General features: G+C 72.7%; 25 protein-coding genes. 14 read left to right on the forward strand and 11 right to left on the reverse strand.

All coding sequences use genetic code 11. The annotated features are described in order from the left end of the window. The first annotated feature begins 213 nt into the window (after positions 1–213). Entirely contained in the window at positions 214–663 is a 450-nt protein-coding gene (locus tag ACZ7G3_RS19735) for a nitroreductase family deazaflavin-dependent oxidoreductase (protein ID WP_426597767.1), read from the forward strand. 64 nt (positions 664–727) lie between these two features. Here the strand turns inward: ACZ7G3_RS19735 and ACZ7G3_RS19740 are convergent, their stop codons facing one another. Beyond that, on the reverse strand, positions 728–1,648 hold the full coding sequence (locus ACZ7G3_RS19740) for a cation diffusion facilitator family transporter (RefSeq protein ID WP_426597820.1): 921 nt from the start codon (positions 1,646–1,648) through the stop codon (positions 728–730). Positions 1,649–1,883: 235 nt separating this feature from the next. On the opposite strand from ACZ7G3_RS19740, the gene ACZ7G3_RS19745 reads away from it, so the two are divergent. Together ACZ7G3_RS19745 and ACZ7G3_RS19750 are read left to right on the forward strand one after the other, a co-directional pair. Continuing rightward, positions 1,884–2,909 (forward strand): glutathione S-transferase family protein, encoded by a 1,026-nt coding sequence (locus ACZ7G3_RS19745; RefSeq protein ID WP_426597768.1) that lies wholly within the window; start codon positions 1,884–1,886, stop codon positions 2,907–2,909. A gap of 53 nt (positions 2,910–2,962) precedes the next feature. Continuing rightward, on the forward strand, positions 2,963–3,262 hold the full coding sequence (locus ACZ7G3_RS19750; RefSeq protein WP_426597769.1) for a DUF4235 domain-containing protein: 300 nt from the start codon (positions 2,963–2,965) through the stop codon (positions 3,260–3,262). Between the two features lie 221 nt (positions 3,263–3,483). Here the strand turns inward: ACZ7G3_RS19750 and ACZ7G3_RS19755 are convergent, their stop codons facing one another. Both ACZ7G3_RS19755 and ACZ7G3_RS19760 read right to left on the reverse strand, forming a co-directional pair. Continuing rightward, complete coding sequence (locus tag ACZ7G3_RS19755; protein WP_426597770.1) at positions 3,484–3,879, reverse strand: VOC family protein; 396 nt, start codon at positions 3,877–3,879, stop codon at positions 3,484–3,486. Between the two features lie 78 nt (positions 3,880–3,957). Beyond that, complete coding sequence (locus ACZ7G3_RS19760) at positions 3,958–4,422, reverse strand: pyridoxamine 5'-phosphate oxidase family protein (RefSeq protein WP_470927105.1); 465 nt, start codon at positions 4,420–4,422, stop codon at positions 3,958–3,960. A gap of 240 nt (positions 4,423–4,662) precedes the next feature. On the opposite strand from ACZ7G3_RS19760, the gene ACZ7G3_RS19765 reads away from it, so the two are divergent. Continuing rightward, positions 4,663–5,694 carry a 7-epi-alpha-eudesmol synthase gene (locus tag ACZ7G3_RS19765; protein WP_470927107.1) on the forward strand — a complete coding sequence of 344 codons (1,032 nt, stop codon included), beginning with the start codon at positions 4,663–4,665 and terminating at the stop codon, positions 5,692–5,694. A 59-nt stretch (positions 5,695–5,753) separates the two neighbouring features. On the opposite strand, the gene ACZ7G3_RS19770 is transcribed toward ACZ7G3_RS19765, so the two are convergent. The 5 genes from ACZ7G3_RS19770 to ACZ7G3_RS19790 are packed head-to-tail and all read right to left on the reverse strand — an operon-like array spanning position 5,754 to position 10,125. Beyond that, positions 5,754–6,998 carry a cytochrome P450 gene (locus ACZ7G3_RS19770; RefSeq protein WP_426597773.1) on the reverse strand — a complete coding sequence of 415 codons (1,245 nt, stop codon included), beginning with the start codon at positions 6,996–6,998 and terminating at the stop codon, positions 5,754–5,756. Beyond that, positions 6,995–7,600: a GTP-binding protein gene (locus ACZ7G3_RS19775; RefSeq protein WP_426597774.1), complete on the reverse strand. Its 606-nt coding sequence runs from the start codon at positions 7,598–7,600 to the stop codon at positions 6,995–6,997. Before ACZ7G3_RS19775 ends, ACZ7G3_RS19770 begins: the two co-directional genes overlap by 4 nt. Continuing rightward, on the reverse strand, positions 7,581–7,952 hold the full coding sequence (locus ACZ7G3_RS19780) for a DUF742 domain-containing protein (protein ID WP_426597775.1): 372 nt from the start codon (positions 7,950–7,952) through the stop codon (positions 7,581–7,583). The genes ACZ7G3_RS19775 and ACZ7G3_RS19780 overlap by 20 nt, the downstream gene beginning before the upstream one ends. Then, positions 7,949–8,359 (reverse strand): roadblock/LC7 domain-containing protein, encoded by a 411-nt coding sequence (locus tag ACZ7G3_RS19785; protein WP_310869658.1) that lies wholly within the window; start codon positions 8,357–8,359, stop codon positions 7,949–7,951. The genes ACZ7G3_RS19780 and ACZ7G3_RS19785 overlap by 4 nt, the downstream gene beginning before the upstream one ends. Before the next feature lie 5 nt (positions 8,360–8,364). After that, positions 8,365–10,125 (reverse strand): sensor histidine kinase, encoded by a 1,761-nt coding sequence (locus ACZ7G3_RS19790; RefSeq protein WP_470927110.1) that lies wholly within the window; start codon positions 10,123–10,125, stop codon positions 8,365–8,367. A 448-nt stretch (positions 10,126–10,573) separates the two neighbouring features. Here ACZ7G3_RS19790 and ACZ7G3_RS19795 point away from each other — a divergent pair, with 448 nt between their 5' ends. After that, positions 10,574–11,515: an NADP-dependent oxidoreductase gene (locus ACZ7G3_RS19795; protein WP_470927112.1), complete on the forward strand. Its 942-nt coding sequence runs from the start codon at positions 10,574–10,576 to the stop codon at positions 11,513–11,515. Between the two features lie 287 nt (positions 11,516–11,802). After that, positions 11,803–12,189: an anti-sigma factor antagonist gene (locus ACZ7G3_RS19800; RefSeq protein WP_470927143.1), complete on the forward strand. Its 387-nt coding sequence runs from the start codon at positions 11,803–11,805 to the stop codon at positions 12,187–12,189. Here ACZ7G3_RS19800 and ACZ7G3_RS19805 read toward each other — a convergent pair. Continuing rightward, on the reverse strand, positions 12,155–13,108 hold the full coding sequence (locus tag ACZ7G3_RS19805) for a ribose-phosphate diphosphokinase (protein WP_470927114.1): 954 nt from the start codon (positions 13,106–13,108) through the stop codon (positions 12,155–12,157). The genes ACZ7G3_RS19800 and ACZ7G3_RS19805 overlap by 35 nt on opposite strands. A gap of 190 nt (positions 13,109–13,298) precedes the next feature. On the opposite strand from ACZ7G3_RS19805, the gene otr(A) reads away from it, so the two are divergent. The 4 genes from otr(A) to ACZ7G3_RS19825 all read left to right on the forward strand — a co-directional run bounded on the left by otr(A) (position 13,299) and on the right by ACZ7G3_RS19825 (position 17,947). Beyond that, positions 13,299–15,176, forward strand: coding sequence for a tetracycline resistance ribosomal protection protein Otr(A) (otr(A), locus tag ACZ7G3_RS19810; protein ID WP_470927116.1), 1,878 nt, complete (start codon positions 13,299–13,301; stop codon positions 15,174–15,176). A 108-nt stretch (positions 15,177–15,284) separates the two neighbouring features. After that, entirely contained in the window at positions 15,285–15,947 is a 663-nt protein-coding gene (locus ACZ7G3_RS19815; protein ID WP_470927118.1) for a DUF4230 domain-containing protein, read from the forward strand. Positions 15,948–16,029: 82 nt separating this feature from the next. Further along, a complete protein-coding gene (locus ACZ7G3_RS19820; protein ID WP_470927120.1) occupies positions 16,030–16,569 on the forward strand; it encodes a VanZ family protein in 540 nt (179 codons plus the stop codon). Positions 16,570–16,699: 130 nt separating this feature from the next. After that, on the forward strand, positions 16,700–17,947 hold the full coding sequence (locus ACZ7G3_RS19825) for a ricin-type beta-trefoil lectin domain protein (RefSeq protein WP_470927122.1): 1,248 nt from the start codon (positions 16,700–16,702) through the stop codon (positions 17,945–17,947). Between the two features lie 15 nt (positions 17,948–17,962). Here the strand turns inward: ACZ7G3_RS19825 and ACZ7G3_RS19830 are convergent, their stop codons facing one another. After that, complete coding sequence (locus ACZ7G3_RS19830) at positions 17,963–18,199, reverse strand: hypothetical protein (RefSeq protein WP_426519133.1); 237 nt, start codon at positions 18,197–18,199, stop codon at positions 17,963–17,965. Between the two features lie 66 nt (positions 18,200–18,265). Further along, on the reverse strand, positions 18,266–19,075 hold the full coding sequence (locus ACZ7G3_RS19835; RefSeq protein WP_470927124.1) for an SDR family oxidoreductase: 810 nt from the start codon (positions 19,073–19,075) through the stop codon (positions 18,266–18,268). Positions 19,076–19,246: 171 nt separating this feature from the next. Between ACZ7G3_RS19835 and ACZ7G3_RS19840 the strand changes: the two genes are divergently transcribed. The 4 genes from ACZ7G3_RS19840 (at position 19,247) to ACZ7G3_RS19855 (ending at position 23,569) form a co-directional block, all read left to right on the forward strand. Continuing rightward, positions 19,247–20,278: a PHP domain-containing protein gene (locus ACZ7G3_RS19840; RefSeq protein ID WP_470927145.1), complete on the forward strand. Its 1,032-nt coding sequence runs from the start codon at positions 19,247–19,249 to the stop codon at positions 20,276–20,278. Between the two features lie 45 nt (positions 20,279–20,323). Next, positions 20,324–20,980: an HAD family hydrolase gene (locus ACZ7G3_RS19845; protein WP_470927126.1), complete on the forward strand. Its 657-nt coding sequence runs from the start codon at positions 20,324–20,326 to the stop codon at positions 20,978–20,980. A gap of 61 nt (positions 20,981–21,041) precedes the next feature. After that, positions 21,042–22,241: an FUSC family protein gene (locus ACZ7G3_RS19850; protein ID WP_470927127.1), complete on the forward strand. Its 1,200-nt coding sequence runs from the start codon at positions 21,042–21,044 to the stop codon at positions 22,239–22,241. 296 nt (positions 22,242–22,537) lie between these two features. Then, entirely contained in the window at positions 22,538–23,569 is a 1,032-nt protein-coding gene (locus ACZ7G3_RS19855; protein WP_470927128.1) for an SDR family oxidoreductase, read from the forward strand. The last annotated feature ends 102 nt before the right edge of the window (positions 23,570–23,671 follow it).

Below are 23,671 nucleotides of genomic sequence, written 5' to 3' on the forward strand. Positions count from 1 at the left end.
GGCCCTGCGGGTAGGCGACGGGTTCCGTCGCGTCCCCGGCGTGCGGACGGTGACGACCGTGCCGCGAAGCGCCCGGCGGTGCGATGAGATGCGGCGTAATGGCGCCGTCGGGTCGGGGCCGGCGGGCGGGATGGGGTAAGGATGGATCGTGCACCGGCCGGTGTCGCACCACGGTGCCGGTCAGCCGTACGACACGACGATGGGACGGATGCCATGCCTCTTGAGGGCGAGTACGAACCCAGCCCGACGCAGTGGGTGCGTGAACAGGTCGAGCTCTACGAGAGCTCGGGCGGCACGAAGGGCACGACGCTGATGGACACGGGTCTGCCCGTGATCGTGCTGACCACGCGAGGCGCACAGAGCGGAAAGCTCCGCAAGACGCCGCTGATGCGCGTCGAACACGAGGGCCGTTACGCCGTGGTCGCCTCACTGGGCGGGGCGCCCAAGCACCCGGTCTGGTACCACAACGTCAAGGCCGATCCCCACGTGGAACTCCAGGACGGTCCGGTGAAGCGGGACATGACGGCCCGTGAGGTCACCGGCGTGGAGAAGGCCGAGTGGTGGGAGCGCGCCGTCGCCGCGTATCCGTCGTACGCCGATTACCAGAAGAAGACGGACCGAGAAATTCCGGTCTTCGTGCTGGAAGCGGCCGACGGAAGCTGAACCCGGCGGGCGGAAGTTCTCCGGATCCGCGTGCATGGCCCGGCGCCGGCCGGGAACACGTCGTTCAGGCCCCGCCGCGTTCCCCCGTCGCGGCGGGGCTTTCCGCTGTCTCCCGCGCGGGCCGGTCGGTGACGTCGAGGAAGATCTGCCGCGCCTCGGGAACGGTGCGCGCGATCGACCTCTTGATGCGCACGGCGACCTCCTCCACCCGCTCACTGTCCAGTCCCGGCACCAGGTCGACGCGGGCGGCCACCAAGGTCGAGTCGAGGCCCGTCTTCATCGTGAACAGCCCCTCGACGCTGTCTATCTCCGGCTGGGCCCGCAGCAGCGAGCGGATGCGGTCACCGGTCTCCGGGTCGGCGGCCTCGCCGATCAGCTGGTCGCGGGCCTCGCGGCCCAGGCGGTACGCCACGAACACGAGCAGCGCGCCGATCGCGAGCGAGGCGCAGGCCTCCCACACCACCTGTCCGGTGACCATGTGCAGGACCATCCCGGCCATGGCGAGGGTCACGCCGAGCACCGCGGTGCCGTCCTCGGCGACGACCGTGCGCAGGGCCGGGTCGCGCAGCCCGGTGGCCGGCCCGCCCTGGCCCCGTACCTGGTGCAGGGCCCGCAACAGCGAGGCGCCCTCGGCGAGGAGGGCGACGGCGAGCACGACCAGTCCGGCCACGTAGCCGCCGAGCTCCTCCTGGGCGCCCGTGCGCAGGGCCTCGACACCCTGGAAGACGGAGAAGCAGCCGCCCATGACGAAGATGCCGACGGCAGCCAGGAGCGACCAGAAGAACCGCTCCTTGCCGTAGCCGAAGGGGTGCCTCCGGTCGGCGGGGCGACGGCTGCGGCGCAGCGCGGCGAGGAGGAAGACCTCGTTCATGCTGTCCGCCACCGAGTGCGCCGCCTCCGACAGCAGCGCGGGTGACCCCGCGACGAAACCGCCCACCGCCTTGGCGACGGCGATCACCAGGTTGGCCGCCAGGGCGACCAGCACGGTGACGCGCGTCCTGCGGTCGGCGTTTCGCCCGGTCTTCCGTCCGGCGGTCTGCCGTCCGGGGTCGCGGTCGGGTGTCCGGTTCTGCTTCTCTTCCGAGGCTGTCCCACTCACGAGGGGCCGAATGCCCCGGCCGCTGCGGCTCACACACCCCTTGTGGGTGGCCCACCCGTGCCGACGGCCGAAAACGGGGAACGTGTCCCCCAGGGCACACGAAAGACTGGGAGGCAGGCCCATGAGCGGTGACGGCGGAACGCCGGGCAACAGCGGCTACGGCAGGAAGGCGTTCAAGCGTTCCAGGAGCCACTTCGCGGACCGGATCACCGCGGACGGCCGGGACGGCTGGCCGGTGGCGCCCGGCCGGTACCGGCTGGTGGTGAGCCGGGCCTGCCCGTGGGCGAGCCGCGCTCTGGTCTCGCGGCGGCTGCTCGGCCTGGAGGACGCCCTGTCACTGGCGGTCGCCGATCCCCTCCAGGACGACCGCAGCTGGCGCTTCACGCTGGACCCGGACGGCCGCGACCCCGTCCTGGGCATCCGCTATCTCAGCGAGGCCTACGACCGGCGCGAGACCGGCTACCCGGGCGGGGTGAGCGTGCCGGCGATCGTGGACGTACCCAGCGGGAAGCTGGTCACCAACGACTACCAGCAGATCACCCTGGACCTCGCGACCGAGTGGACGTCCCTGCACCGGCCGGGCGCGCCCGACCTGTACCCCGACGCCCTGCGGGAAGAGATCGACGAGGTGATGGCGGACGTCTACGAGGACGTCAACAACGGTGTGTACCGGGCGGGCTTCGCGACCGGCCAGGAGGAGTACGAGGCGGCGTGCGCCGGGGTGTTCCGGCGCCTGGAGCAGCTGACGCCCCGGCTGGAGCGCCGGCGCTACCTGGTCGGCGACACGATCACCGAGGCGGACATCCGGCTGTTCACGACACTGGTCCGCTTCGACGCCGTCTACCACGGTCATTTCAAGTGCAACCGCTGGAAGCTCGCGGAGAATCCGGTGCTGTGGGGGTACGTCCGCGACCTGTTCCAGACGCCCGGCTTCGGCGACACCGTGGACTTCGACCACATCAAACGCCACTACTACCAGGTGCACACCGGCATCAACCCGACCGCCATCGTGCCCCTGGGGCCGGACCTGTCCGGCTGGCTCACGCCCCATCACCGGCAGGAGCTGGGCGGCCGGCCCTTCGGCGACGGGACACCGCCGGGGCCGGTCCGCGCCGACGAGACGGTTCCGGTGCGGGGCAGGCCCTGACCGCGGGACCGGGCCCCGCCGCGGATTCATTTACCGAACACGAGGAGATCCACGTGGCCAGGAAGAAGAAGCAGAAGCTCCCGCTCGCCTACAAGCCCGTCGGCTTCGCGCTGGGCTGGGTGGGCGGCGCGCTGGCCGGGATGGCGTTCCAGAAGACGTGGAAGGTGATCCGGCACGAGGACAACGCGCCCGACGCGCTGGACCCGGACCGCGGCTGGGGGGAGATTCTGCTCGCCGCCGCGATCCAGGGCGCCATCTTCGCCGCGGTGCGCAGCGCGGTGGACCGGACGGGCGCCAAGGTCATCGAACGCTCGACCGGTGTCTGGCCCGGCGGGATGGGCGGGCGGGACTGACCGCATCGTGCCCCGCCCCTCCCCCGTCGCCGACGGCACCCGGCAGACCGCCGCCAGGGCCTGTCCAGCCGTCCCCGTCGCCCGAGGGCGGGCCCTGCGGCGTCAGGTGAGCGCTCCCGGCGTGCCGACCCCTGGCCCTCGTACGGGAGGTACGTGGGCCGGGCGCCTGTACGGCGGGAGCGCGTGCCCGGCGTCGCAGGGCGGGACTCGTCCGTCAGGCCCTAACCCTGCTTGGGTGCCGTCGGCGTGGTGCCGCCGCGCAGGGTGAAGGAGTGGCCCGCCGGATCGGAGAAGCCGCGCTCCTCGTACGGGCCGGCCGGGTCCTTCGCCTCCACCGGGCGGCCGCCGAGCCCCACGATCGCGCGCTCGGCCTCGTCCAGGTCCTCCACCACGAAATCCAGGTGGACCTGGAGGGAGTTCTCGGGGCGGGGCCAGCTCGGCGGGGTGGCGTTGGCGTCCCGTCGGAACGCCATGCGGAAGCCGCCGGGCCCCTCGATCCCGATCCGGTTGGCGGTCACGTCGGTCTCCTCCGCGCCCAGCAGCCCCTTGTAGAACTCGGCGAGCTTCTCGGGCTCGGCGCAGTCGAGCACCACGACGCCCGCGTTGACCAGTGCCATGTCTCCTCCGAAGGATTCCGGACGCGGGACGGTCGTGCCCCGGGCCCTGTACCTTGCGGATATCCCGGCTCCGCCGAATCAGTCGGCCGGCAGCCAGCGGCCGTCGCGCATCAGCTCGCGCCCCTCCAGCTCGTTGGCCTCGCGCCACGCCTGGATCCGCTGCGGGTGGACACGGAAGTACAGGTAGGGCGTGGCGAGTCCGCGCGGGTCGAAGCCGGTCTTGGCCGCGAACAACTCGGCGTCCTGCTCGGACAGTTCGACGGGTTCCACGGTCTCGACGGTGCCCTCGACCATCACCACGTCACGGGTGGGTCCGATGCCGACGCGCGCCCTGCCGCTCGCCGCCAGGTTCCGGCCGGTGGGACTGGCGGCGGGGGTGGAGAACAGCAGGCAGGACCCGTTCCAGAGGAAGGACAGGGGGACGAGGTACGGCGCGCCGGACGCGCCGTCGGCCGTGGCCACCCAGGCGTCCACGTCGTGCTCCAGGCGGTGCAGGGTGTCGTGCTTGCGCTGTTCCGCGCTGCGGGCGGGTGAACGGGTCATCGGTGGACGGCCTCCTGATGCGTCGTCATGCTCTTCGGCCCCGATGGTGCCATGCGGCGTGGGCAGTAACGAAGATCACGACCGGGCCGCCGTGTAGATCATTTAGGGTCGGGGCAGCCTCGTACTGCTCCTCGGTCCAACTTTCGGACCGGGAGGCCCGGTTCGAGTGTGCGGGTGGCCCGGTGACCGCCCGCTCGCAGGGCGGGGGGACTCTGCGTGCCGTCTCCCGAAAGGAAGCACATGTCTCAGGACGTCCGGTTCGACCTCCCCTTCGACACTCCCGTCAGCCCTCATCTCGCCCACGCCCGCGACCGTCATCTGCGCTGGGTCCGTGACCGGGGGCTGGTGCGCAGTCGGGCCGGGTTCGAGGAGTACCAGTCGTGGGACCTCGCCCAGGCCGCCGCCCGCACCTACCCCCATGCGTCGGCGGACGACATGGTCGTCCTGATGAACTGGTTCTCCCTCGCCTTCCTCTTCGACGACCAGTTCGACGCCGGCCGGCCGGACCGCGCGGAACGCATAGCGGAGGTGGCGCGGGAACTCATCGCGACGCCGCTGCGGCCGGCGGGCACCGCGCCGCGGGTGGAGTGCCCCATCACCCTGGCCTGGGCGGAGGTCTGGGCCCACCTTTCGGATGGCATGTCCCTGACATGGAGGTCGCGGTTCGCCGCCTCCTGGGGTCGCTTCCTGGTGGCGCACTGCGAGGAGGTGGACCTGGCGGCCCGCGGCCGGGCGGGGACACTCGGACTCGACGAATACACCGTCTTCCGGCGCCGTACGGTGGGCATCCACCACAGTATCGACGCGGGCGAGCGCAGCCGCGGCTTCGAGGTGCCGGCCGCGGCGATGGCGCATCCGCTGATGGAGCGGATGCGGGACCTGGCCGCGGACACCATCGGGTTCATGAACGACATCCACTCCTTCGAGCGCGAGCGTCGCCGCGGGGACGGCCACAACCTCATCGCCGTCCTGCACCGGGAGCGCGGCTGCTCGTGGCAGGAGGCAGCCGACGAGGCGTACCGCATGACGACCGGCTGCCTCGACGAGTACGTCGCCCTCGAGGCGCGCGTACCGCTGATGTGCGACGAACTGGATCTGGACGCGGACGAGCGGGCCCGGGTGGCGATGGGCGTGGAGGCCATCCAGCACTGGATCAACGGCAACTACGAGTGGGCGCTGACCACCGGCCGGTACGCGGCGGCCAAGGAGGGCCCGGTGGCCACGGCCGAGCTGGCCGGGCGGGGATCGGTGGACGACCTGCTGACCGTGTGAGGCGCGTACGTGCCGCCCGGCCCGGGTGTCAGGCCGGGCGGCACGTACTCCGCACGACGCTAGACGGTGAACTCGACCGGCAGGCTGTCCAGCCGCGACTCCCAGGTGGAGGCGGTGGAGGTCAGTTCGGCCGGCGGCACGGCCAGGCGCAGCCCCGGCAGGCGGTGCAGCAGGACGTCGACGGCCGTCTCGATGATGGCCTGGCCGATGTTCTGCCCCGGGCACTCGTGGGGGCCCGCGCTGAAGGCGAGGTGCGAGGCGTTGCCCTGGACCGAGACGGCGGTGTCGGGGCGGATCTCGGGGTCGTGGTTGCCGGCCGCGAGGCCCAGCACGAGCAGGTCGCCCTCCTTGACCGGGCAGCCGCCGAGTTCCAGGTCGGCGGTGGCGAACCGGCCCGGCAGCACGGCGAGCGGCGGGGAGTTCCACATCACCTCCTCCACGAGCGTGGACAGGTTCAGCTGGCCGCTCACCAGGCCGGAGAGCCAGGAGGTGTCGGTGAGGAGGAGCTGGAGCGCCCGGGCCAGCAGGTTGCTGGTCGTGGTGTGGGCGGTGATCAGGACCAGGCGCAGGTGGTTGACGATCTCGTCCTCGTCGAGACCGGAGTGGTGCTCGATGAGGCCGGAGGCGAAGTCGGATCCGGGCTCCTGGCGCTTGCGCGCGGCGAGTTCGCCGAGGATGCCCATGATGCGCTCGTTGTGCGTGAGCGCGTCCGCACCGCCCTTGATCACCTGCTTGCTGGACTCGGCGAGGTTGCGTCCCTCCCGCTCGGCGAGTCCGAAGACGCGGGTGAGGACCAGCATGGGCAGGTACTCCGCGAAGTCGGCCACCAGGTCGGCACGGCCCGCGTCGGCGAAGGCGTCGATCTGCTTGTTGGCGAAGTGCGTGGCGTGCCGGCGGATGCCCCGGCCGGCCACGGCGTACAGGTTGTCGGTGACCGCCCCGCGCAGCCTGCGGTGCGGTTCGCCGTCCTGGGAGACGCAGTCGGGGCGCCAGCCCAGCATCTGTATCAGCGGGGACGTCTCCTCGACGCGGCCGTCCCGGAAGTCCCGCCAGATCCGGGAGTCGCGGCTGAACTGCAGGGGGTTGTCCAGGACCCGCCGGTTCTCCCGGTAGCCGAGGACCAGCCAGGCGGGGACGTCGCCCTCCAGCAGCACCGGTGCGACGCTGCCGTGCTCCTCGCGCAGCCGCGCGTAGATGTCGTGCGGGTCGGTCGCCGCCTCGGGGCCGTAGAGCCGGGTGACGTCCTCGCCGTGGGCGACGGGGCAGCCACCGGTGGCGCCGGACGGGGTCTGGTCGTCGTTCATCGGGGCTCCAGGGCGGCGGCCGAGCGGTCCTTCAGATGCCGTATGAGGGTGACGAGCACGTCGCGGCTGGCGGTGCGGTCGCGGGCGTCGAAGGCGACGACCGGCGTGTGCGGGGGGATGTCGAGGGCGTCCCGGATCTCCTCGACCGGGTAGTCGCGGGAGTCGGGGAAGACGTTGAGCGCGATGACGAAGGGGACCTTCTGCCGCTCCATCTCCTCGATCGCCCGGAAACTGGAGGCCAGCCGCCGGGTGTCCACCAGGACGACCGCGCCGAGCGCGCCCTTGAACAGGCCGTTCCACAGGAACCAGAACCTCTCCTGGCCGGGGGTGCCGAACAGGTACAGCATCAGCGTGTCGTTGAGGCTGATCTTGCCGAAGTCCAGACTGACGGTGGTCTGCGTCTTGTCGGCGACGCCGACGAGGCGGTCGACGTCGGCGCTGGCCTGGGTGAGGGTCTCCTCGGTGGTCAGCGGCTTGATGTCGCTGACGGAGCGGACCATGGTGGTCTTGCCCGTCCCGAAGCCGCCGGCGATCATCACCTTCACCGAGCGGGTGTCCCCGGCCGTCGGTGACCCCGCTTGGTCAAAGCCTTTCAAGTCCACTGAGTACCTCCTCGAGGAGCGCGATGTCGGGCCCGTGGCCGGCGCCGTGCGCCGGGATGGGGTCACGGGCTTCGACGCGGCCTGCCTGGAGCAGGTCGGACAGCAGCACCGCGAGAATGTTGAAGGGCAGGTGGAGGTGGGCGCCGAGCTCGGCCACCGACAGCGGTTCCCGGCAGCGCCGGAGAATCTCCTCGTGCTCGTGCTGCATGCCCGGTAAGGGGGCGGCGCGGGAGACGACCAGGGTCGCCACGTCGAGGGTCGCCGCCGACCCGCCCGGCCCGCTGCGCCCTCCGGTGAGGACGTAGTAGCGCTCGAGACCGGACGGATCGGTCGGTCGGCGGGGAGCACTCATCCAGAGTGCTCGTCCTGGCGCGGCGTGGTGCCGAGGAGTTCACCCATCCGGCGGGCCAGGTCGCGCATCTGATGGCCGAGCAGGCCCTGGTCGAGGCCTTCGCGGGCGAGGACGCCGAGATACGTCTCCAGGCCCGCCCGGACGACGAAGAGGTGTCCGCCGTCCACTTCGATCATCGCGAGGCGGAGTTGGCCCGCGTGCTGCGGGAACTGCTCGGCGACCGGCTGGGCCAGCGCCTGCAGTCCGGCCACCACGGCGGCGAAACGGTCCACGTCGTCGGGGTCTTCGGCGCCGTAGGAGGTGATGGCCTTGCCGTCGCTGGAGGCCACGAGGGCGAAGCGGATCTCCTGGATGCTCTCCACAAGGTCGCGGAGCGCCCAGCTCACGTCGGTTCCCTGGTGCGTCATGGGGACTAGTCGCTCTCTTCAGTGCGGTGCTCGGTGGACGCGCCACCGGTGGTCGTGTCAAGGGCGTCGGCGGCCTTCGGCGGGGACGCACCGGTCGCGGTGCCGGGGTCACGTCCGGCGGTGGCGAAGGCCGCGAGACCGGCGAAGGAGGCGTCCGGCGGTACGGCGGCCCGGTCGGCCGGGCCGGTCCGGTCGGTGTACGCGGCGGGCCCGGGAGCCGGGGCCTGTCCGGCGGCCGGTTCGGCGCGCCTGCTCCGGCGCCGGGGCAGTCCGCCCGGAGTGGTCTCCACGGTACCGGCGTCACCGTCGGCGGGGGCGGGGGCGGGAACGGTGGCCGGTGCGGGACCCGGGTCCGGGGCCGCGGTGGCGGGTGGTGCCGTGGTGGCCGGCGGGGCCTCCGGCGCGGTGACGGTGGCCGTCGCGGCCGCCGGCAGCGGGCTGAAGTACTTGTGCGGTACAACGACAACGACAGACGTACCCAGCCACGGCGAGTCGGCGAAGGTGACGCGGATGCCGTAGCGGCGGGCGAGTGCGCCGACGACGCGGAGGCCGATGTTGGCGTCCTCCGAGATGCCGCCGAGCCCCGGGCCGGGCGAGGTGCCCGCGAGGGCGTGTTCGGCCTCGCGCTTCTTCTCCTCGCTCAGGCCCTTGCCGGAGTCCTGGATCTCGATGCCGACGCCGTTGGGCACCTCCTTGCCGGAGACGACCACCGGCTCGGTGGGCGGCGAGTAGCGCGCGGCGTTGTCCAGCAGGTGTGCGAAGACCAGCGTGAGGTGGTCGACCAGGCCGCCGTCGACACCGAGCTCGGGCAGATGGCGCAGCTGGACGCGGTGGAAGTCCTTGATCCGGCCGATGCCGCCGCGCATCACGCTCAGCAGGCGCTGCGGCTCCTGCCACTGCCGGCCCGGGCGGTCGGATCCGCCGAGCACGCCGATGCTGGCGGCGAGGCAGTCGGCGGGGCCGATGGCCTGGTCGAGTTCCATCAGGCCCCGGGCGACGGCCGGCAGCCGTCCGTGCTCGCCCTGCATCTCGTGCAGGCGGCCACGGAGTTTGCTGGTCAGGACGTGGATGCGGTTGCCCACACCGATGACGGCCTGTTCGGCGGAGGTCGAGCGGTCGAACTCGGCCTCGACGCCGATCAGCGCGGTCCTGAGGACCTTGCGCAGTTCGGCCTGGAGGTCGGCTCCGACCTTCGCGCACTGCTCGACGGTCGGCAGGATGTCGTCGATGGCGTCACCGGCGCGCAGTCTGCGCATCGCGTCGGGCAGCTGCTCGTCGGCGAGGCGGGAGACCGCGGCCAGCTGGTGACTCAGCCGCTCCTGCCAGGCCTCGGTCTGCTCGGTGAAGCGTGTCTCGTACGTCGTGGCCTGCTCGGCCAACCGGTCCTCGTAGGCCCGGGAGTGTTCCGTCAGCCGGGCCTCGTAGGTCTGTGCCTGCTCGGTGAGCTGTGCGTCCAGCGCGGCGCGCTCGGCGGAGAACGTGCGCTCCAGGCCGGCCACGTGCTGCTGCCACTGCCGGGAGTGCTCGGCCTGCGCGGCGCGGTGGCCTTCCTCGGCCCGGCGCAGCTGTGCCCGGGTGCGCAGGAGGAGGCGTACGCACACGGTGCCGGCCGCCGTCGCCACCACACCGGCGACAGCCGCGGTTATTCGCTCCGAGCTCATGAACGTGGCGGCTGCCGTCCCGCCTCCCAGACCCAGTGGCATCAGCCACCAGCTGTACCAGGCGACAGGGGCCCGCGCCGCCGGTGGCGGAGTGGCGAGTTCCATCTGCATCCTTCGAGCAAAACGATCGAACAGGGGGGGGTGTGCAAGGGGGCCGCACTCATGAGTACGCGCCGCGAGTCGACCCGTCGCGATCGCGTCAACTCGCAGCACCGATCAGGAGCTTATCGGTTGTGAACCCTGAAAGATCAATTTCGCGGCCCAGCGGAAGTGAGGATTCCGTCACGCTCCGCCAGGGGCCGCCCGGGGTCGCCCGGTCGACAAATCCCTTTGCCCGGCAGGCAAGTTGAGCACCGGGGCTCATACGCCCGTCCGGTTCTGCCGGAGGGGCCGTGGCACAGCGGACCCGGGGCGTGGCACCGGCCGGGGTGTGCGGATGCCGACGGATCGGCGCCCCGCTCCTCCGGGTGCCTTCCGGCCCGGGGAGTGACACGATTTCGTCGGAGGTCGCGGATCGTGCCGTGGAAGCCCTCCCCGAGTTGCGAGGTTCACGATGAACAGCATGCGTGCCATCAGCCAGGACGCCCTCGGCGGTCCCGAGGTCCTGAAGGAGGTACGGCGGCAGCGCCCCGAGCCGCGCCCGAACGAGGTACTGGTACGGGTGCGGGCCGCCGGGGTGAACCCGACCGACTGGAAGCACCGGGCGTACGGCGGCTTCCTCGGTGAGCCGCCGTTCGTCCTGGGCTGGGACGTCTCGGGCGTGGTCGAGGCGGTGGGAATCGGCGTGGCCGCGTTCCGTCCCGGTGACGAGGTCTTCGGCATGCTCTCCTACCCGTTCGGCCACGGCTCCCACGCGGAGTACGTCACCGCTCCCGCGCGCACCTTCACGCACAAGCCGTCCGCGATCGACCACGTCCAGGCGGGCGCGCTCCCCCTGGTCTCGCTGACGGCGTGGCAGGCGCTGGTGGAGCGTGCTGAGGTCCTGCCGGGGCAGCGGGTGCTGATCCACGCGGCGGCCGGCGGTGTGGGCCACGTGGCGGTACAGATCGCCAAGGCGCGGGGCGCCCACGTGATCGGCACCGCCAGCGCGGGCAAGCACGGGTTCCTGCGCTCCCTCGGGGCGGACGAGACCGTGGACTACCGGGAGACGGACTTCGCCGAGGTCGTGAAGGACGTCGACGTGGTACTGGACACGATCGGCGGCGACACGTCCCTGCGCTCGCTGCGCGTGCTGCGCCCCGGCGGGGTGGTGGTGTCGATCCTGCCGGTCGGGTCGGACGAGTTCTACGAGGAGGCCGAGCGGCTCGGCGTGCGCGCGGTGCGGATGCTCGTGGACGCCGACCGGGCCGACATGCGGGAGATCGCCGGCCTGGTCGAGTCGGGGAAGCTGCGGGCCACGATCGAGCGGACGTTCCCGCTGGCCGACGCGGCCGAGGCGCACGCGCTCGGCGAGACCGGCCGCACCACGGGCAAGCTCGTCCTCGTGGTCGACTGATCACCCGCCAGCCGGTTGCCGATCGGCTGACCGGGTGATCGGCTGACCGGCAACCGGCCGACGGGCCCGGCCGGCCGATCCGGCCGATCCGGCCTTGAGATGTCCGCTCCGGCCGTGAGATGTCCGCTCCGGCCGTGAGATGTCCGCTCCGGCTGTGAGATATCCGCTCCGGCTGTGAGATTTCAATGACATATGTCAATCGAACATGCTCAAATTTGCTCGTTCTGGGTAACTTCCCGAGCAGCATGGGTAGTTGGCCCCCCGATCCGGTTGGAGGCAAGGTCGCCGTGCGGCAGGAACCCGCGTCGCCCACCTGGCATCTGCGTGTGCGCCACGACCGGGGGCACACGGTGCTGGAGTTCCGGGGCGAGATCGACATCGCGTCGGCCGGGGAGATCGTCCCCCACCTGGACCGGGAGACGGGGCGTCCCGGCACCCCGGTCGTGCTCGACCTGAGCGGGATCGAGTTCTTCGACTGCTCCGGGCTGCGGCTGCTGTACCGGGCCCGGAGCCAGGTGCTCGACCGGGGCGGGCAGGTGCACCTGGTGTGCGCCCACCCGCTGACCCTGCGCATGCTGCGGATCACCGGCCTGGCACGGCTTCTGCCCCCGCGGCCGACCCTGGAGGACGTGCTCGGCGTCAGCGGGCCGGCGGGGCGTCGAACAGGGCGCTGACCGACTCCCCGTCATGGATGCGGCGCACTGCCTCGGCGAGCGCGGGGGCGATGGACAGGACCCGCAGCTTGTCCGTGTGGTCGTCGGCCGGCACCGGCACGGTGTTGGTGCACACGATCTCCAGCACGTCCGGCTGCTCGCTGAGCCGCCCCAGCGCACCGGCCGCGAACAACCCGTGCGTACAGGCGACCCGGATCGTGCGCGGCCCCGCCTCCCGCAGCCGGTCCAGGAGTTCCAGCACGGTGCTGCCCTTGGCGATCTCGTCGTCAAGCACGATGACGTCGCGCCCGGCGACGTCCCCGATCACGGCGCTGATGCTGACCCGGTCGTCGGCGTACCGCTGTTTGGCGCCGGCCGCGACCCGGGCGCCGAGCATCCGGGCGAACGCCGCGGCCTCCTTGGCGTTGCCCAGGTCCGGCGAGACGACCGTGGTGCGGGACAGGTCGTACTGCCGGAAGTGCGAGGCCAGTTCGCGCAGCGCGTGCAGGTGGTCGACCGGGACCGAGAAGAAGCCGTGCACCTGCGGCGCGTGCAGGGTCATGGCGAGCACCCGGTTCGCGCCCGCCGCCACCAGCAGGTCCGCCACCAGGCGCCCGCCCAGCGAGATGCGCGGCGCGTCCTTCTTGTCGGAGCGCGCGTAGGAGTAGTGCGGCATGACCACGGTGATGCGGCCGGCCGACGCCCCGCGGGCCGCGTCGCACATCATCAGCAGCTCGACGAGATGCTCCTGGACCGGCTTGACCAGCGGCTGGACCAGGAAGACGTCCCGCTCCCGGCAGTTGGCCCTCAGCTGCACCTCCAGGCAGTCGTTGGCGAACCTGCTGACCCGGGCGGGGCTGAGGGGCACGCCCAGATGTGCGCAGACCTCCTCGGCCAGCTCGGGATGGGCACTACCGCTGAACACGGCGATGTCTCGCACGGACCGCTCCTGGGGTGATCCTGTCCGGCCGAATCCTCAGCTTACGGAAATCCGGTTGCCACGGGCCCGGGAGGTGACGCCATGATGGTGCCGTCCGTGTTGCCTCAGGTCAGGATCACTCGCATGCGCCGACTCCTCGACATCACCCAGTGCCCCTTCCGGCCCACGGTTGACGAGGACTCGACCCCGCATGCAGACTCCGTACACCCTGAACATCGGCATTCTGGCCCACGTCGACGCCGGTAAGACCAGCCTCACCGAACGGCTCCTGTTCGACCACGGCGCCATCGACCGGCTCGGCAGCGTCGACGCCGGTGACACCCGGACGGACGACGGCGAGATCGAGCGCCGCCGCGGCATCACCATCCGCTCCGCCGTCGCCGCCTTCACCGTCGGCTCCACCCAGGTCAACCTGATCGACACCCCGGGGCACTCCGACTTCGTCGCCGAGGTCGAGCGCGCCCTGGAGGTCCTCGACGGCGCGGTGCTGCTGCTGTCCGCCGTGGAGGGCGTACAGGCGCGGACCCGGATCCTGATGCGCACCCTGCGGCGGCTGCGGTTGCCCACGCTCGTCTTCGCCAACAAGATCGACCGGGCCGGGGCACGCACCGAAGCCCTGCTCGCCGACGTCCGGCGTCTGCTGACGCCGCACGTCGTGCCGCTGACGCAGGTGGCGGGCGCCGGCACCGCGCACGCCCGGGTCACGCGCCGCGCACCGGACGAGCGGACCGCCGAGGCTCTCGCCGAGGTCGACCCGGACATCCTCGCGGCACTGGTGGACGGCCCCGCGCCGACCGCCGGGAAACTCGCCGCGGCGCTCGCCGCCCGCACCGCCGACGGCTCGTTCCACCCGCTGTACCACGGCTCCGCACTCGGCGGCCAAGGCGTCGCGGAGCTGGTGACGGACCTGGTGCGGCTGGTCCCGCCCGCCTCGCCCCGGGCGTCGGGCGGCGCGACACCGCGCGGCACGGTCTTCGCCGTACGTCCCGGACCGGGCGGCGAGCGGACGGCGTACCTGCGCCTGTACGACGGTGAGGTACGCCCGCGCCAGCGGCTGACGTTCCTGCGGCGCGAGTCCGAGGGCCGGACCACCGAGGTCCCCGTCCGAGTCACGCGCCTGGCCGTGGTCGGCGGGGCCGGGACGCTCACCGCCGGGAACATCGCCGCGCTCGGCGTTCCCGGCGGCCTGCGCGTCGGCGACCGGCTCGGCGGCCTGACCGACCGCGCCCCGCAGTTCGCGCCGCCGACCCTTCAGACCCTGGTCCGCGCCCGGCGCCCCGGGCAGGCGGCGCCGCTGCGCTCCGCCCTGCTCACGCTGGCCGACCAGGACCCGCTGCTGCACGCCCGCCCGGAGGAGTCCGGCGCCACCGCCCTGCTCCTGTACGGCGAGGTCCAGATGGAGGTGCTCGCGGCGACGCTGGCCGAGGACTTCGGCATCGAGGCGGAGTTCGCGCCGGGCCGCGTGCGGTTCCTGGAGCGTCCGGCCGGGGTCGGCGAGGCGGTGGAGGAGATGCCGTGGCTCGACCGCACCCGGTACTGGGCGACGATCGGGCTGCGCGTGGAACCGGGGCCGCGCGGCTCGGGTGGCGTGTTCGGCTACGAGACGGAGCTGGGCGCGCTTCCCCGTGCCTTCCACCAGGCGGTCGAGGAGACCGTGCACGCCACCCTGCTGACCGGCCTGAACGGTGCCGCGGTCACGGACTGCCGGGTCACGCTGATCCGTTCCGGTTTCAGCTCGCCGGTCAGTACCGCCGCCGACTTCCGCGGGCTGACCCCGATCGTGCTGCGCCGGGCCCTGCGGCGGGCGGGGACCCGGCTCTACGAGCCGTACCACTCCTTCGAGGCGGAGGTCCCGGCGGACGCGCTGGCGCCGGTGACGGCCCAGCTGGCCGCGCTGGGCGCCGACTTCACCGGCACGACGGGCGGCGCCCCTGGCTGGCTGATCACCGGTGAGCTGCCGGCCCGGCGGGTGCGGGAGGCCGAGCTGCGCCTGCCGGGGCTGACCCGCGGGGAGGCGGTCTGGTCGTCCCGTCCGTCGGCGGACCGGCCGCTGAAGCCGTCCCACTGAGCGGCCGAACGCGCCCCCGCGTCCCCCATCCGCCTCGCCGGGCGCCAACTTCGCTGTCTGGCAAGGGAGATGGGGGGCATCCGGAAAGCAGGAAGGAGGGCCGCCGCCATGACGACTCCCGTCAGGAAGCTCCCCCGGCGCCTGCCCGGCTGGGCGACGGCGCTGAGTGCGTTCTTGCTGGTCCTGGTCGTGCTGTTCGCGGGATTCCGGCTGAGCCTCGTACCGGGGCTGAAGGACGTGTTCGGCAGCGAGACCCACGACCGCTCGGGCCCCGCGCTGCTGGAGTCAGTCCAGGACATCAGCCGCTACGAGGCCGCATCCGGCAGCTTCCAGGTCGTCGTGGACCTGGAGAAGAACGCGAAGTTCCTGCCGGACGCGGTCCGGGGCACCCGCACCCTGTACGTCGGCGCGGGCACCGTCGACGCCCACGTCGACCTCGGGAAGGTGGGCGAGGACGACGTGACGGTCGACGGCGACCGCACCGCGGCCACGCTCCGGCTGCCGCACGCCGCGCTCGGCGAGCCGGCCCTCGACCCCGAGCGCTCCTACGCCGTGTCCAAGCAGCGCGGGCTCCTCGACCGCCTCGGCGACCTGTTCTCGGACAACCCGAACGGCGAACAGGCCGTGCAGAAGCTCGCGGCCCGGCACATCGCCGACGCCGCGAAGGACAGCGAGCTGAAGGCGCGCGCGGAGAGCAACACCACGGCGATGCTCAAGGGCCTGCTGCACTCCCTCGGCTTCGAGAAGGTACGGGTGACCTACGGGTCCTGACGGGCGGCAACCACACCGCATCCCCGCCGTGTCCGCGGGTAACCGCCTCAGCACACGGGGAGCTCGACGACTGGAGGACCTGATGGCTCGTGCCCCCTCACGGCCGCGTTCCCTGTTGCGCCCCCGTGCCGCCAAGGCCGAGGACGCCGACCGGCGCGAACGGCGCCCGCTCGCCCTCCCGTTGCGCCTGCTGGCGATGGCGTGCGCGTTCGTCTTCATGGTGGCGTTCGCGGTGGTGCTGGCGCGACTGACACTGCACCCCTCCCCCGCCTCGGAGGCGCTGACCCACACCAACATGCGTCCCGGCAGCTCGCTGCGGGCCTACCTGGACCAGCCGGCGCTGCGGGACGCCGTGAAGCAGATCGGCGGCAACCTGCTGCTGGGCGTGCCGTTCGGCGTGCTGGTGCCGCTCGTCGCCCCGCGCACGCGGGGGCTGCTGAGGGTGCTGCTGCTGACGGCCGTGGTGATGCTGCTGGTGGAGTTCGCGCAGGGCGCCCTGGTCACCGGGCGGGCCTTCGACGTCGACGACGTCATCCTCAACACCACGGGCGCGCTGGCCGGTTACCTGCTCCTGGGCCGGCGGATGAGCCGCGCGGTGCACGCGCGCCGGCCCCGCGACTGAGAGGGGAAAACTGGTCCGTACCAAGGTATTGACCACCTCTTGCCTCAGCCCTTGAATCAAGAGGCATCGCCCTTACCCCCCACCTCGGTCGGCGCTCCCGTCCCCGGGACGCCGTACGGAAGGGAGAGCCGTGGCCCGTCCACGCCTGCTCCGCAGATGCCTCCTCGCCGCCGCCCTGTCCGCCGGGCTGGCCGCCTCCCTCGTGACCGGACCCGCGCAGGCGGAACCGGATGCCGCCCGGGCCGCCGACGCCTCGGCCGCCGCCGTGACGTTCTCCGACACCTTCGACGGGCCGGCCGGCGCGGCCGTCGACTCCTCGAAGTGGCAGATCGAGACCGGCGACAACGTCAACAACCACGAGCGGCAGTACTACACCTCCGGCAACAAGAACGCGGCCCTGGACGGCCAGGGGCACCTGGTCATCACCGCCCGCAAGGAGAACCCGGCCAACCACCAGTGCTGGTACGGCACCTGCCAGTACACCTCCGCCCGGCTCAACACCTCCGGGAAGTTCACGGCGCAGTACGGGCATGTCGAGGCCCGGATGAAGGTACCGCGCGGGCAGGGCATGTGGCCCGCTTTCTGGATGCTCGGCACCCCGGTGAACTGGCCGGACTCCGGCGAGATCGACATCATGGAGAACGTCGGTTTCGAGCCGTCCACCGTGCACGGCACCCTCCACGGCCCCGGCTACTCCGGCTCGGGCGGCATCGGCGCCGGCTACACCCTGCCGAACGGCCAGGCCTTCGCGGACGGCTTCCACACCTTCGCCGTCGACTGGGCGCCCGACTCGATCACCTGGTCGGTGGACGGCAACGTCTACCAGCGGCGCACCCCGGCCGACCTGGGCGGCAAGCAGTGGGTGTTCAACAAGCCGTACTTCCTGATCCTCAACCTCGCGGTCGGCGGCTACTGGCCCGGCGACCCGGACGCCTCCACGGTCTTCCCGCAGACGCTGGTGGTCGACCACGTCTCGGTGACGACGAGCGACTCGGGGACGGGCGGCCCCATCCGCGGCCTGGCCGGCAAGTGCGTGGACGTCGCCGCGGCGAACTCCGCCAACGGCACCCCCGTACAGCTCTACGACTGCAACGGCACCGCGGCCCAGCGGTGGACGGTGGGTTCCGACGGCACGATCCGGGCGCTGGGCAAGTGCCTGGACGTGAACGCCGGCGCCACGGCGGACGGCACGGTCGTCCAGTTGTGGGACTGCAACGGCAGCGCGGCCCAGCGGTGGGTCGTCACCGGGGCGCGCGACATCGTCAATCCGCAGGCCGACAAGTGCCTCGACGCCACCGGCAACAGCTCGGCCAACGGCACCCGGCTGCAGATCTGGACCTGCACGGGCGGCGCCCATCAGAAGTGGACGGTGGGCTGAGACCTCGGACCGGCGTCAGCGCAGCGTCCAGGTGAACTTGTCGCCGCCCACCCAGCGGACCACGTCCGGGTCGTCCAGGTCGTGGACCGTGATACCGAAGGCGGCGGCGGCCTCCAGTACGTCGGTGACCGCCTTGGCCTCGCCGACCACCTGGCCGTCGATCTCCACGATCCGGAACGGCGGAGTGCCCGGCTGCACCCGGAGCACGAGAATCCGCGGACTGCCGATGTGCGGGGTGTCGATTTCGGTCATGCATCGAGGGTAGGCCGCAACCCGCGGTAGTGGCCGGGCGAGCGGACCACCGGGCGGAACGGTCCCTCAGGGCCGCCGCCAGTCGTCGCCCCTCAGATGGGATCCGGCCATCGGGCCCATCCGGAGCATGCCGCCGTCCACGCTCCAGGACGCGCCCGTGACGTACGAGGCGTCGGGGCCGGCGAGGAAGGCGATCACCGCGGCCACCTCGCGGGCGTCGCCGGGCCGGCCCAGAGGCACGCCGGGGCGGCGCTCGGTGTGCGGGTCGGTGTCCTCCTGCCCGGTCATGGGCGTGGCGATCTCGCCGGGCGCGACCGCGTTGACGGTGATGCCGTACTCGGCCAGCTCGATCGCCATGACCTGGGTGAGCAGGCCGAGGCCGCCCTTGGCCGCGCAGTACGGGGCCGCGCCCACCCGGGGCTGGTGCTCGTGGACGGAGGTCACGTTGACGATCCGGCCGCCCCCGCCCTGCTCGATCATGCGCCGGGCCGCCTTCTGCCCGCACAGGAACGGGCCGGCGAGGTCCACGTCGAGGACGCGCCGCAGATCGTCCAGTCCCAGGTCGAGGAAGGGCGTGGCGGTACCGGTGCCGGCGTTGTTGACCAGCACGTCGACGCGGCCGAGCCGCTCGCACAGCCCGTCGACGGTGTCCGCGGCCTCGGGCAGCCGGGTCAGGTCCACCCGGGCGGTCTCGGCCCGGCGGCCCAGCGCGCGTACCTCTTCGGCGGTCCGTTCGGCGCCCTCCTCGTCGGTGTGCCAGGTGATGCCGACGTCCATGCCCGCCTCGGCCAGGCGTACGGCGGTGGCGCGGCCGATGCCGGAGTCGGCACCGGTGATGACGGCCACTTCGGCGTCGGACGGGCTGGGACTGGACATGACGGCCTCCTCTTCGGCGCTCTTCGGCTCTGCGCCCCGCGTCACGGCCCGGCGGCCGGCGGCGGCGCGGAGCGTCGCAGTACCCGGGAGCGGCACGGACAAACCGCCCGGTCCGTGGTGCGGTCCCGGGGGTGCTGGGGAACCCTGGACGTGCCGGAGGAGGAGGTGGCGATGGAGCCCGTCGAGGCGCTGGAGCGCATCGCGTTCCTTCTGGAGCGGTCCCAGGCGCCGACGTACCGCGTCCGGGCCTTCCGCACCGCGGCCCGGGTGCTCGGTGAACTGCCGGCCGCCGAGCTGCGCGAGCGGGCCGGCTCGCTGGAATCGCTGAAGGGCGTCGGACCCAAGACGGCGCAGGTGGCGCGCGAGGCGCTGGCCGGGCAGGTGCCCGGATACCTGGAGAAGCTGGAGGGCGAGGCGGGCAGGCCGCTCGCCGAGGGCGGTGAACGGCTGCGGGAGCTGCTGCGCGGCGACTGCCACCTGCACTCCGACTGGTCCGACGGCGGCAGCCCGATCGAGGAGATGGGCCGGGCCGCGGCGGCGCTCGGGCACGAGTGGGCGGCGCTGACCGACCACTCGCCGCGGCTGACGGTGGCACGCGGCCTGTCGCCCGAGCGGCTGCGCGAGCAGCTGGACGTGGTGGCGGAGCTCAACGGGACGTGGGCGCCGTTCCGGCTGCTGACCGGCATCGAGTGCGACATCCTCGACGACGGCTCGCTGGATCAGGAGCCGGAGCTGCTGGAGCGGCTGGACGTCGTCGTGGTGTCGGTCCACTCCAAGCTGCGGATGGACGCCCGCGCGATGACCCGCCGCATGGTGCGGGCCGTACGCGATCCGCACGCGGACGTCCTGGGCCACTGCACCGGGCGGCTGCTGACCGGGCGGGGGCGGCCGGAGTCGCAGTTCGACGCCGACGAGGTGTTCGCCGCCTGCGCGGAGTCCGGCACCGCCGTGGAGATCAACAGCCGGCCCGAGCGGCTCGACCCGCCGCGCCGGCTGCTGCGCCGGGCCGTGGACGCCGGGGTGCTGTTCTCCGTCGACACCGACGCCCACGCGCCCGGCCAGCTGGACTGGCAGATCCACGGGTGCGCGCGGGCCGAGGAGTGCGGGGTGCCCGCGGAGCGGGTGGTCACCACGTGGCCGCTGGACGACCTGCTCGCCTGGACCGGTCAGGGCCGCGTTCCGTCCGGAGTGGCGGGCCGCTGACGTGGTACCCGCCGGACCATCCACGGACCACGAAAGGAACAGTGCATGGAACGGGCGGCCGTGTTCGACGTCGACGGAACCCTCGTCGACACCAATCACCTGCATGTGACGACCTGGTGGGAGGCGTTCCGGCAGGCCGGACACCAGGTGCCGATGCATGCCGTCCACCGGGCGGTGGGCCTCGCCTCCACCGACCTCATCGGGCACCTGCTGGGCGCGGACCGGGACACGGACCAGGACGCTCGGCTGAGCGCCGCCCACAAGGCGCTGTACGGGCAGTACTTCGACCGCCTGCCGGCGCTGCCGGACGCCGGGGAACTGCTGCGCCGCCTGGCCGGCGACGGCTGGAAGGTGGTCCTCGCCACCTCCGCGGGCGGCCCGGAGCTGGACGCGCTGCGGCGGGCGATCGACGCGGACGACGCGATCACCGCCACCGCGAGCGCCGACGACGTCGACGCGGGCAAGCCGGCGCCCGAGCCGGTGGAGCACGCCCTGGAACTGGCCGGGGTACCGGCCGAGCGGGCGGTCTTCGTCGGCGACACCGTCTGGGACATGCGCGCGGGCAGCCGGGCCGGGGTGCGCTGCGTCGCGGTGCTCTGCGGCGGCCTGCCCCGCGCCGACCTGGAGGAGGCGGGCGCGGACGCGGTCTACGCCGACCCGGCCGACCTGCTGGCCTCCCTGAAACAGAGCCCGTTCGCATGAGCCGCCGTGCCGTACCTCACACCGGGGGACGTCGGCCGGTCACGCGGATACCCGGCGCCGTATGACCGCTGTGACGAGTACGGTCCGGGAGGTGCTCCGGGGACGACGGCCGGTGACCGCGGTGTGGCGGGAGGCGTGTGCCGTCGGGCGCTCCGTCCGGGCCGCCTGGCAGGGGCCGGGGCGGGAACGCGACCTGGCCGTGCAGTCGTTGAAGGCCGCGGGCGCGGCGCTGATCGCCTGGGCCATCGCGGGCGTCTGGCTGAACGATCCGATGGCGCTGATGGCCCCCTGGGTCGCGCTGGTCCTCGTACAGGCCACGGTCTACAGCTCGGTGCGGCAGGCCGGGCAGCAGTTCACGGCGATCTGCGCCGGGGCGCTGATGGCGTCGGCGGCGCAGGCGATCACCAACGACATCACCGCGGCGCTGGCGCTGTCCCTGCCGGTGCTGATGCTGATCGCGAACTGGTCCCGCTTCGGGCAGCAGGGCATCTACACGGCCACCACCGCGGTGTTCGTCCTGGCCTCCGGCACGGCGGTGTCCGCCTCCGCGGTCGGGCACCGGGTGGGGCAGGCGGCGCTCGGCGCGGTCGTCGGCGTAGCGGTCAACGCCTTCGTGCTGCCACCGATCCACTTGAGGGACGTCAACGAGAACCTCGCGGCGCTGGCCCGGGAGGCGGGCGACGTCCTGCACTCCGTCGCGGCCGACCTGCGGGAGACCGAGTGGGACGCGCAGAGTGCGGCCGGCTGGACGAGCGGCGCCGCGCGGCTGCAGCGGCGGCTGGAAGCCCTGGAGTCGGCCCGGGCCTGGAGCCGGGAGAGCCTTCGCCTCACCTCCGGCCCACTGCGCAAGCTGCACCGCGCGCCCACCTCCGTCCCGCCCGAGGACGAGGACCAGCGGTGGAGTCACGTCACCGGCAACATCACGGCGCTGACCCGGACGCTGGCGGTGGCGGCCGACGAGCATCGGACGCCCGCCCCGCCCGAGGGCCCGGTACTGGACCTGTACGCGCGGCTGCTGAAGCTGATCGGCGACTCCTGTCACACCGAGTCCGGCCGTCTGCTCGGCGAAACCGCCCCGTCCCGCCCGGAGGAGGCGACGGAGGAGACCGAGGCGACGATGGAGGAACTGCACCGGCTGTTGCAGGAGGGGCTGCGGGAGCACGCCGGGCAGGAAGCCGCGCGGACGGCGGTCCTCGGCACACTGCTGCTGCAGGCCGAGAACCTGTGGGCCGAGATCGTGCCCGAGCCCCAGCAGCAGTGACACACATCACCCCAAAACGCGACAGACGGATGGAACACCGGCAGGGCCTTCCCCGTTGAAGAGGGCGTGGGTACGGACGGGACAGTGTCCCCGGGCCTCACCTATTGCCCACAGGGACGATCGTTCGGCTGAAGCCCTGTGGAGCCTTTCGCCGAGAGGCGACCGCCGTCCGTATCCACCTCGTACCGCCCCGATCGTGATCCCCCCGTCACGGTCGGGGCTTCTCCTTGCGTGCCTCCCCGGCGGGGCGGGTACCCGGTGAGCCCCGTACGGCAGGCGGCCGAGAGGAGCGCAAGGTGAGCAGCGCAACGGGCAGCAGGATCGTGGTCACGGGTGCCACCGGCAACGTGGGCACCAGCGTGGTGCGGCTCCTGTCGGAGGATCCGGGGGTCGCGTCCGTGCTGGGGCTGGCCCGGCGGATTCCCTCGTGGTCGCCGCCGAAGACGGAGTGGGCCGCGGTCGATCTGGCCTCGGAGCGGGCCGACCTTACCGGCCACTTCGCCGGCGCCGACGCCGTGGTGCATCTGGCCTGGGCGTTCCAGCCGACGCACGACCCGGCGACGACCTGGCGCACGAACGTACTCGGCTCCATCCGGGTCTTCGAGGCGGTGGCCGCCGCCGGGGTGCCGGCACTGGTGCACGCCTCGTCGGTCGGCGCGTACTCGCCGGGACCGAAGGACCACGCGGTGGACGAGTCCTGGCCGACGCACGGCTGGCCGGACGCCGCGTACTGCCGGGAGAAGGCCTATCTGGAACGCGCCCTGGACACCTTCGAACGGGACCACCCGGGGATCCGGGTGGTCCGGATGCGGCCGGCCTTCCTCTTCAAGCGGGAGTCGGCGAGCGAGCAGCGCCGGATCTTCGGCGGCAGGTTCCTGCCGGGCCCGATGGCGCGTCCGGAGCTCCTGCCCTTCCTGCCGGACATTCCCGGCCTGCGGGTCCAGGCCCTGCACACCGACGACGGAGCGAACGCGTACCGGCTGGCGGCACGTTCGAAGGACGCCCGGGGTCCGTTCAACCTCGCGGCCGAGCCGCCGGTGGACGCCGGGTTGCTCGGCGAGATGATCGGCGTGCGACCGGTGCGGCTGCCCCGCACCGCGGCCCGCTCGGCGATCGCCGCCGCGTGGGGGCTGCGTCTGCTGCCCGCCTCCCCGCACCTGTTCGACGCGGTGCTCCGGCTGCCGCTCATGGACTGTACGCGGGCGCGGGCCGAACTGGGCTGGCGCCCGGAGCATACGGCCACGGAGGTACTGGAGGAGTTCCTGCGGGGCCTTCAGCAGGGCGCGGGCGCGGCTACGGAACCGCTGCGGGGGCGCAAGGTCGGCTGAGCGCCGCGGGGGGGGGGGGGGGGGGGGGGGGGGGGGGGGGGGGGGGGGGGGGGGGGGGGGGGGGGGGGGGGGGGGGGGGGGGGGGGGGGGGGGGCGGGGGGG

Source organism: Streptomyces sp. NPDC037271 (assembly GCF_055603605.1).

Bases quoted from the DNA above. Each gene is read 5' to 3' on its own strand.
- ACZ7G3_RS19835 (WP_470927124.1), bottom strand. From the start codon at position 19,075: ATGTCCAGTCCCAGCCCGTCCGACGCCGAAGTGGCCGTCATCACCGGT.
- ACZ7G3_RS19850 (WP_470927127.1), top strand. From the start codon at position 21,042: ATGACCGCTGTGACGAGTACGGTCCGGGAGGTGCTCCGGGGACGACGG.
- ACZ7G3_RS19780 (WP_426597775.1), bottom strand. From the start codon at position 7,952: ATGAGTGCTCCCCGCCGACCGACCGATCCGTCCGGTCTCGAGCGCTAC.
- ACZ7G3_RS19765 (WP_470927107.1), top strand. From the start codon at position 4,663: ATGTCTCAGGACGTCCGGTTCGACCTCCCCTTCGACACTCCCGTCAGC.
- ACZ7G3_RS19795 (WP_470927112.1), top strand. From the start codon at position 10,574: ATGAACAGCATGCGTGCCATCAGCCAGGACGCCCTCGGCGGTCCCGAG.
- ACZ7G3_RS19845 (WP_470927126.1), top strand. From the start codon at position 20,324: ATGGAACGGGCGGCCGTGTTCGACGTCGACGGAACCCTCGTCGACACC.
- ACZ7G3_RS19785 (WP_310869658.1), bottom strand. From the start codon at position 8,359: ATGACGCACCAGGGAACCGACGTGAGCTGGGCGCTCCGCGACCTTGTG.
- ACZ7G3_RS19735 (WP_426597767.1), top strand. From the start codon at position 214: ATGCCTCTTGAGGGCGAGTACGAACCCAGCCCGACGCAGTGGGTGCGT.
- ACZ7G3_RS19820 (WP_470927120.1), top strand. From the start codon at position 16,030: ATGGCTCGTGCCCCCTCACGGCCGCGTTCCCTGTTGCGCCCCCGTGCC.
- ACZ7G3_RS19815 (WP_470927118.1), top strand. From the start codon at position 15,285: ATGACGACTCCCGTCAGGAAGCTCCCCCGGCGCCTGCCCGGCTGGGCG.
- ACZ7G3_RS19830 (WP_426519133.1), bottom strand. From the start codon at position 18,199: ATGACCGAAATCGACACCCCGCACATCGGCAGTCCGCGGATTCTCGTG.
- ACZ7G3_RS19790 (WP_470927110.1), bottom strand. From the start codon at position 10,125: ATGGAACTCGCCACTCCGCCACCGGCGGCGCGGGCCCCTGTCGCCTGG.
- ACZ7G3_RS19745 (WP_426597768.1), top strand. From the start codon at position 1,884: ATGAGCGGTGACGGCGGAACGCCGGGCAACAGCGGCTACGGCAGGAAG.
- ACZ7G3_RS19760 (WP_470927105.1), bottom strand. From the start codon at position 4,422: ATGACCCGTTCACCCGCCCGCAGCGCGGAACAGCGCAAGCACGACACC.
- ACZ7G3_RS19755 (WP_426597770.1), bottom strand. From the start codon at position 3,879: ATGGCACTGGTCAACGCGGGCGTCGTGGTGCTCGACTGCGCCGAGCCC.
- ACZ7G3_RS19770 (WP_426597773.1), bottom strand. From the start codon at position 6,998: ATGAACGACGACCAGACCCCGTCCGGCGCCACCGGTGGCTGCCCCGTC.
- ACZ7G3_RS19840 (WP_470927145.1), top strand. From the start codon at position 19,247: ATGGAGCCCGTCGAGGCGCTGGAGCGCATCGCGTTCCTTCTGGAGCGG.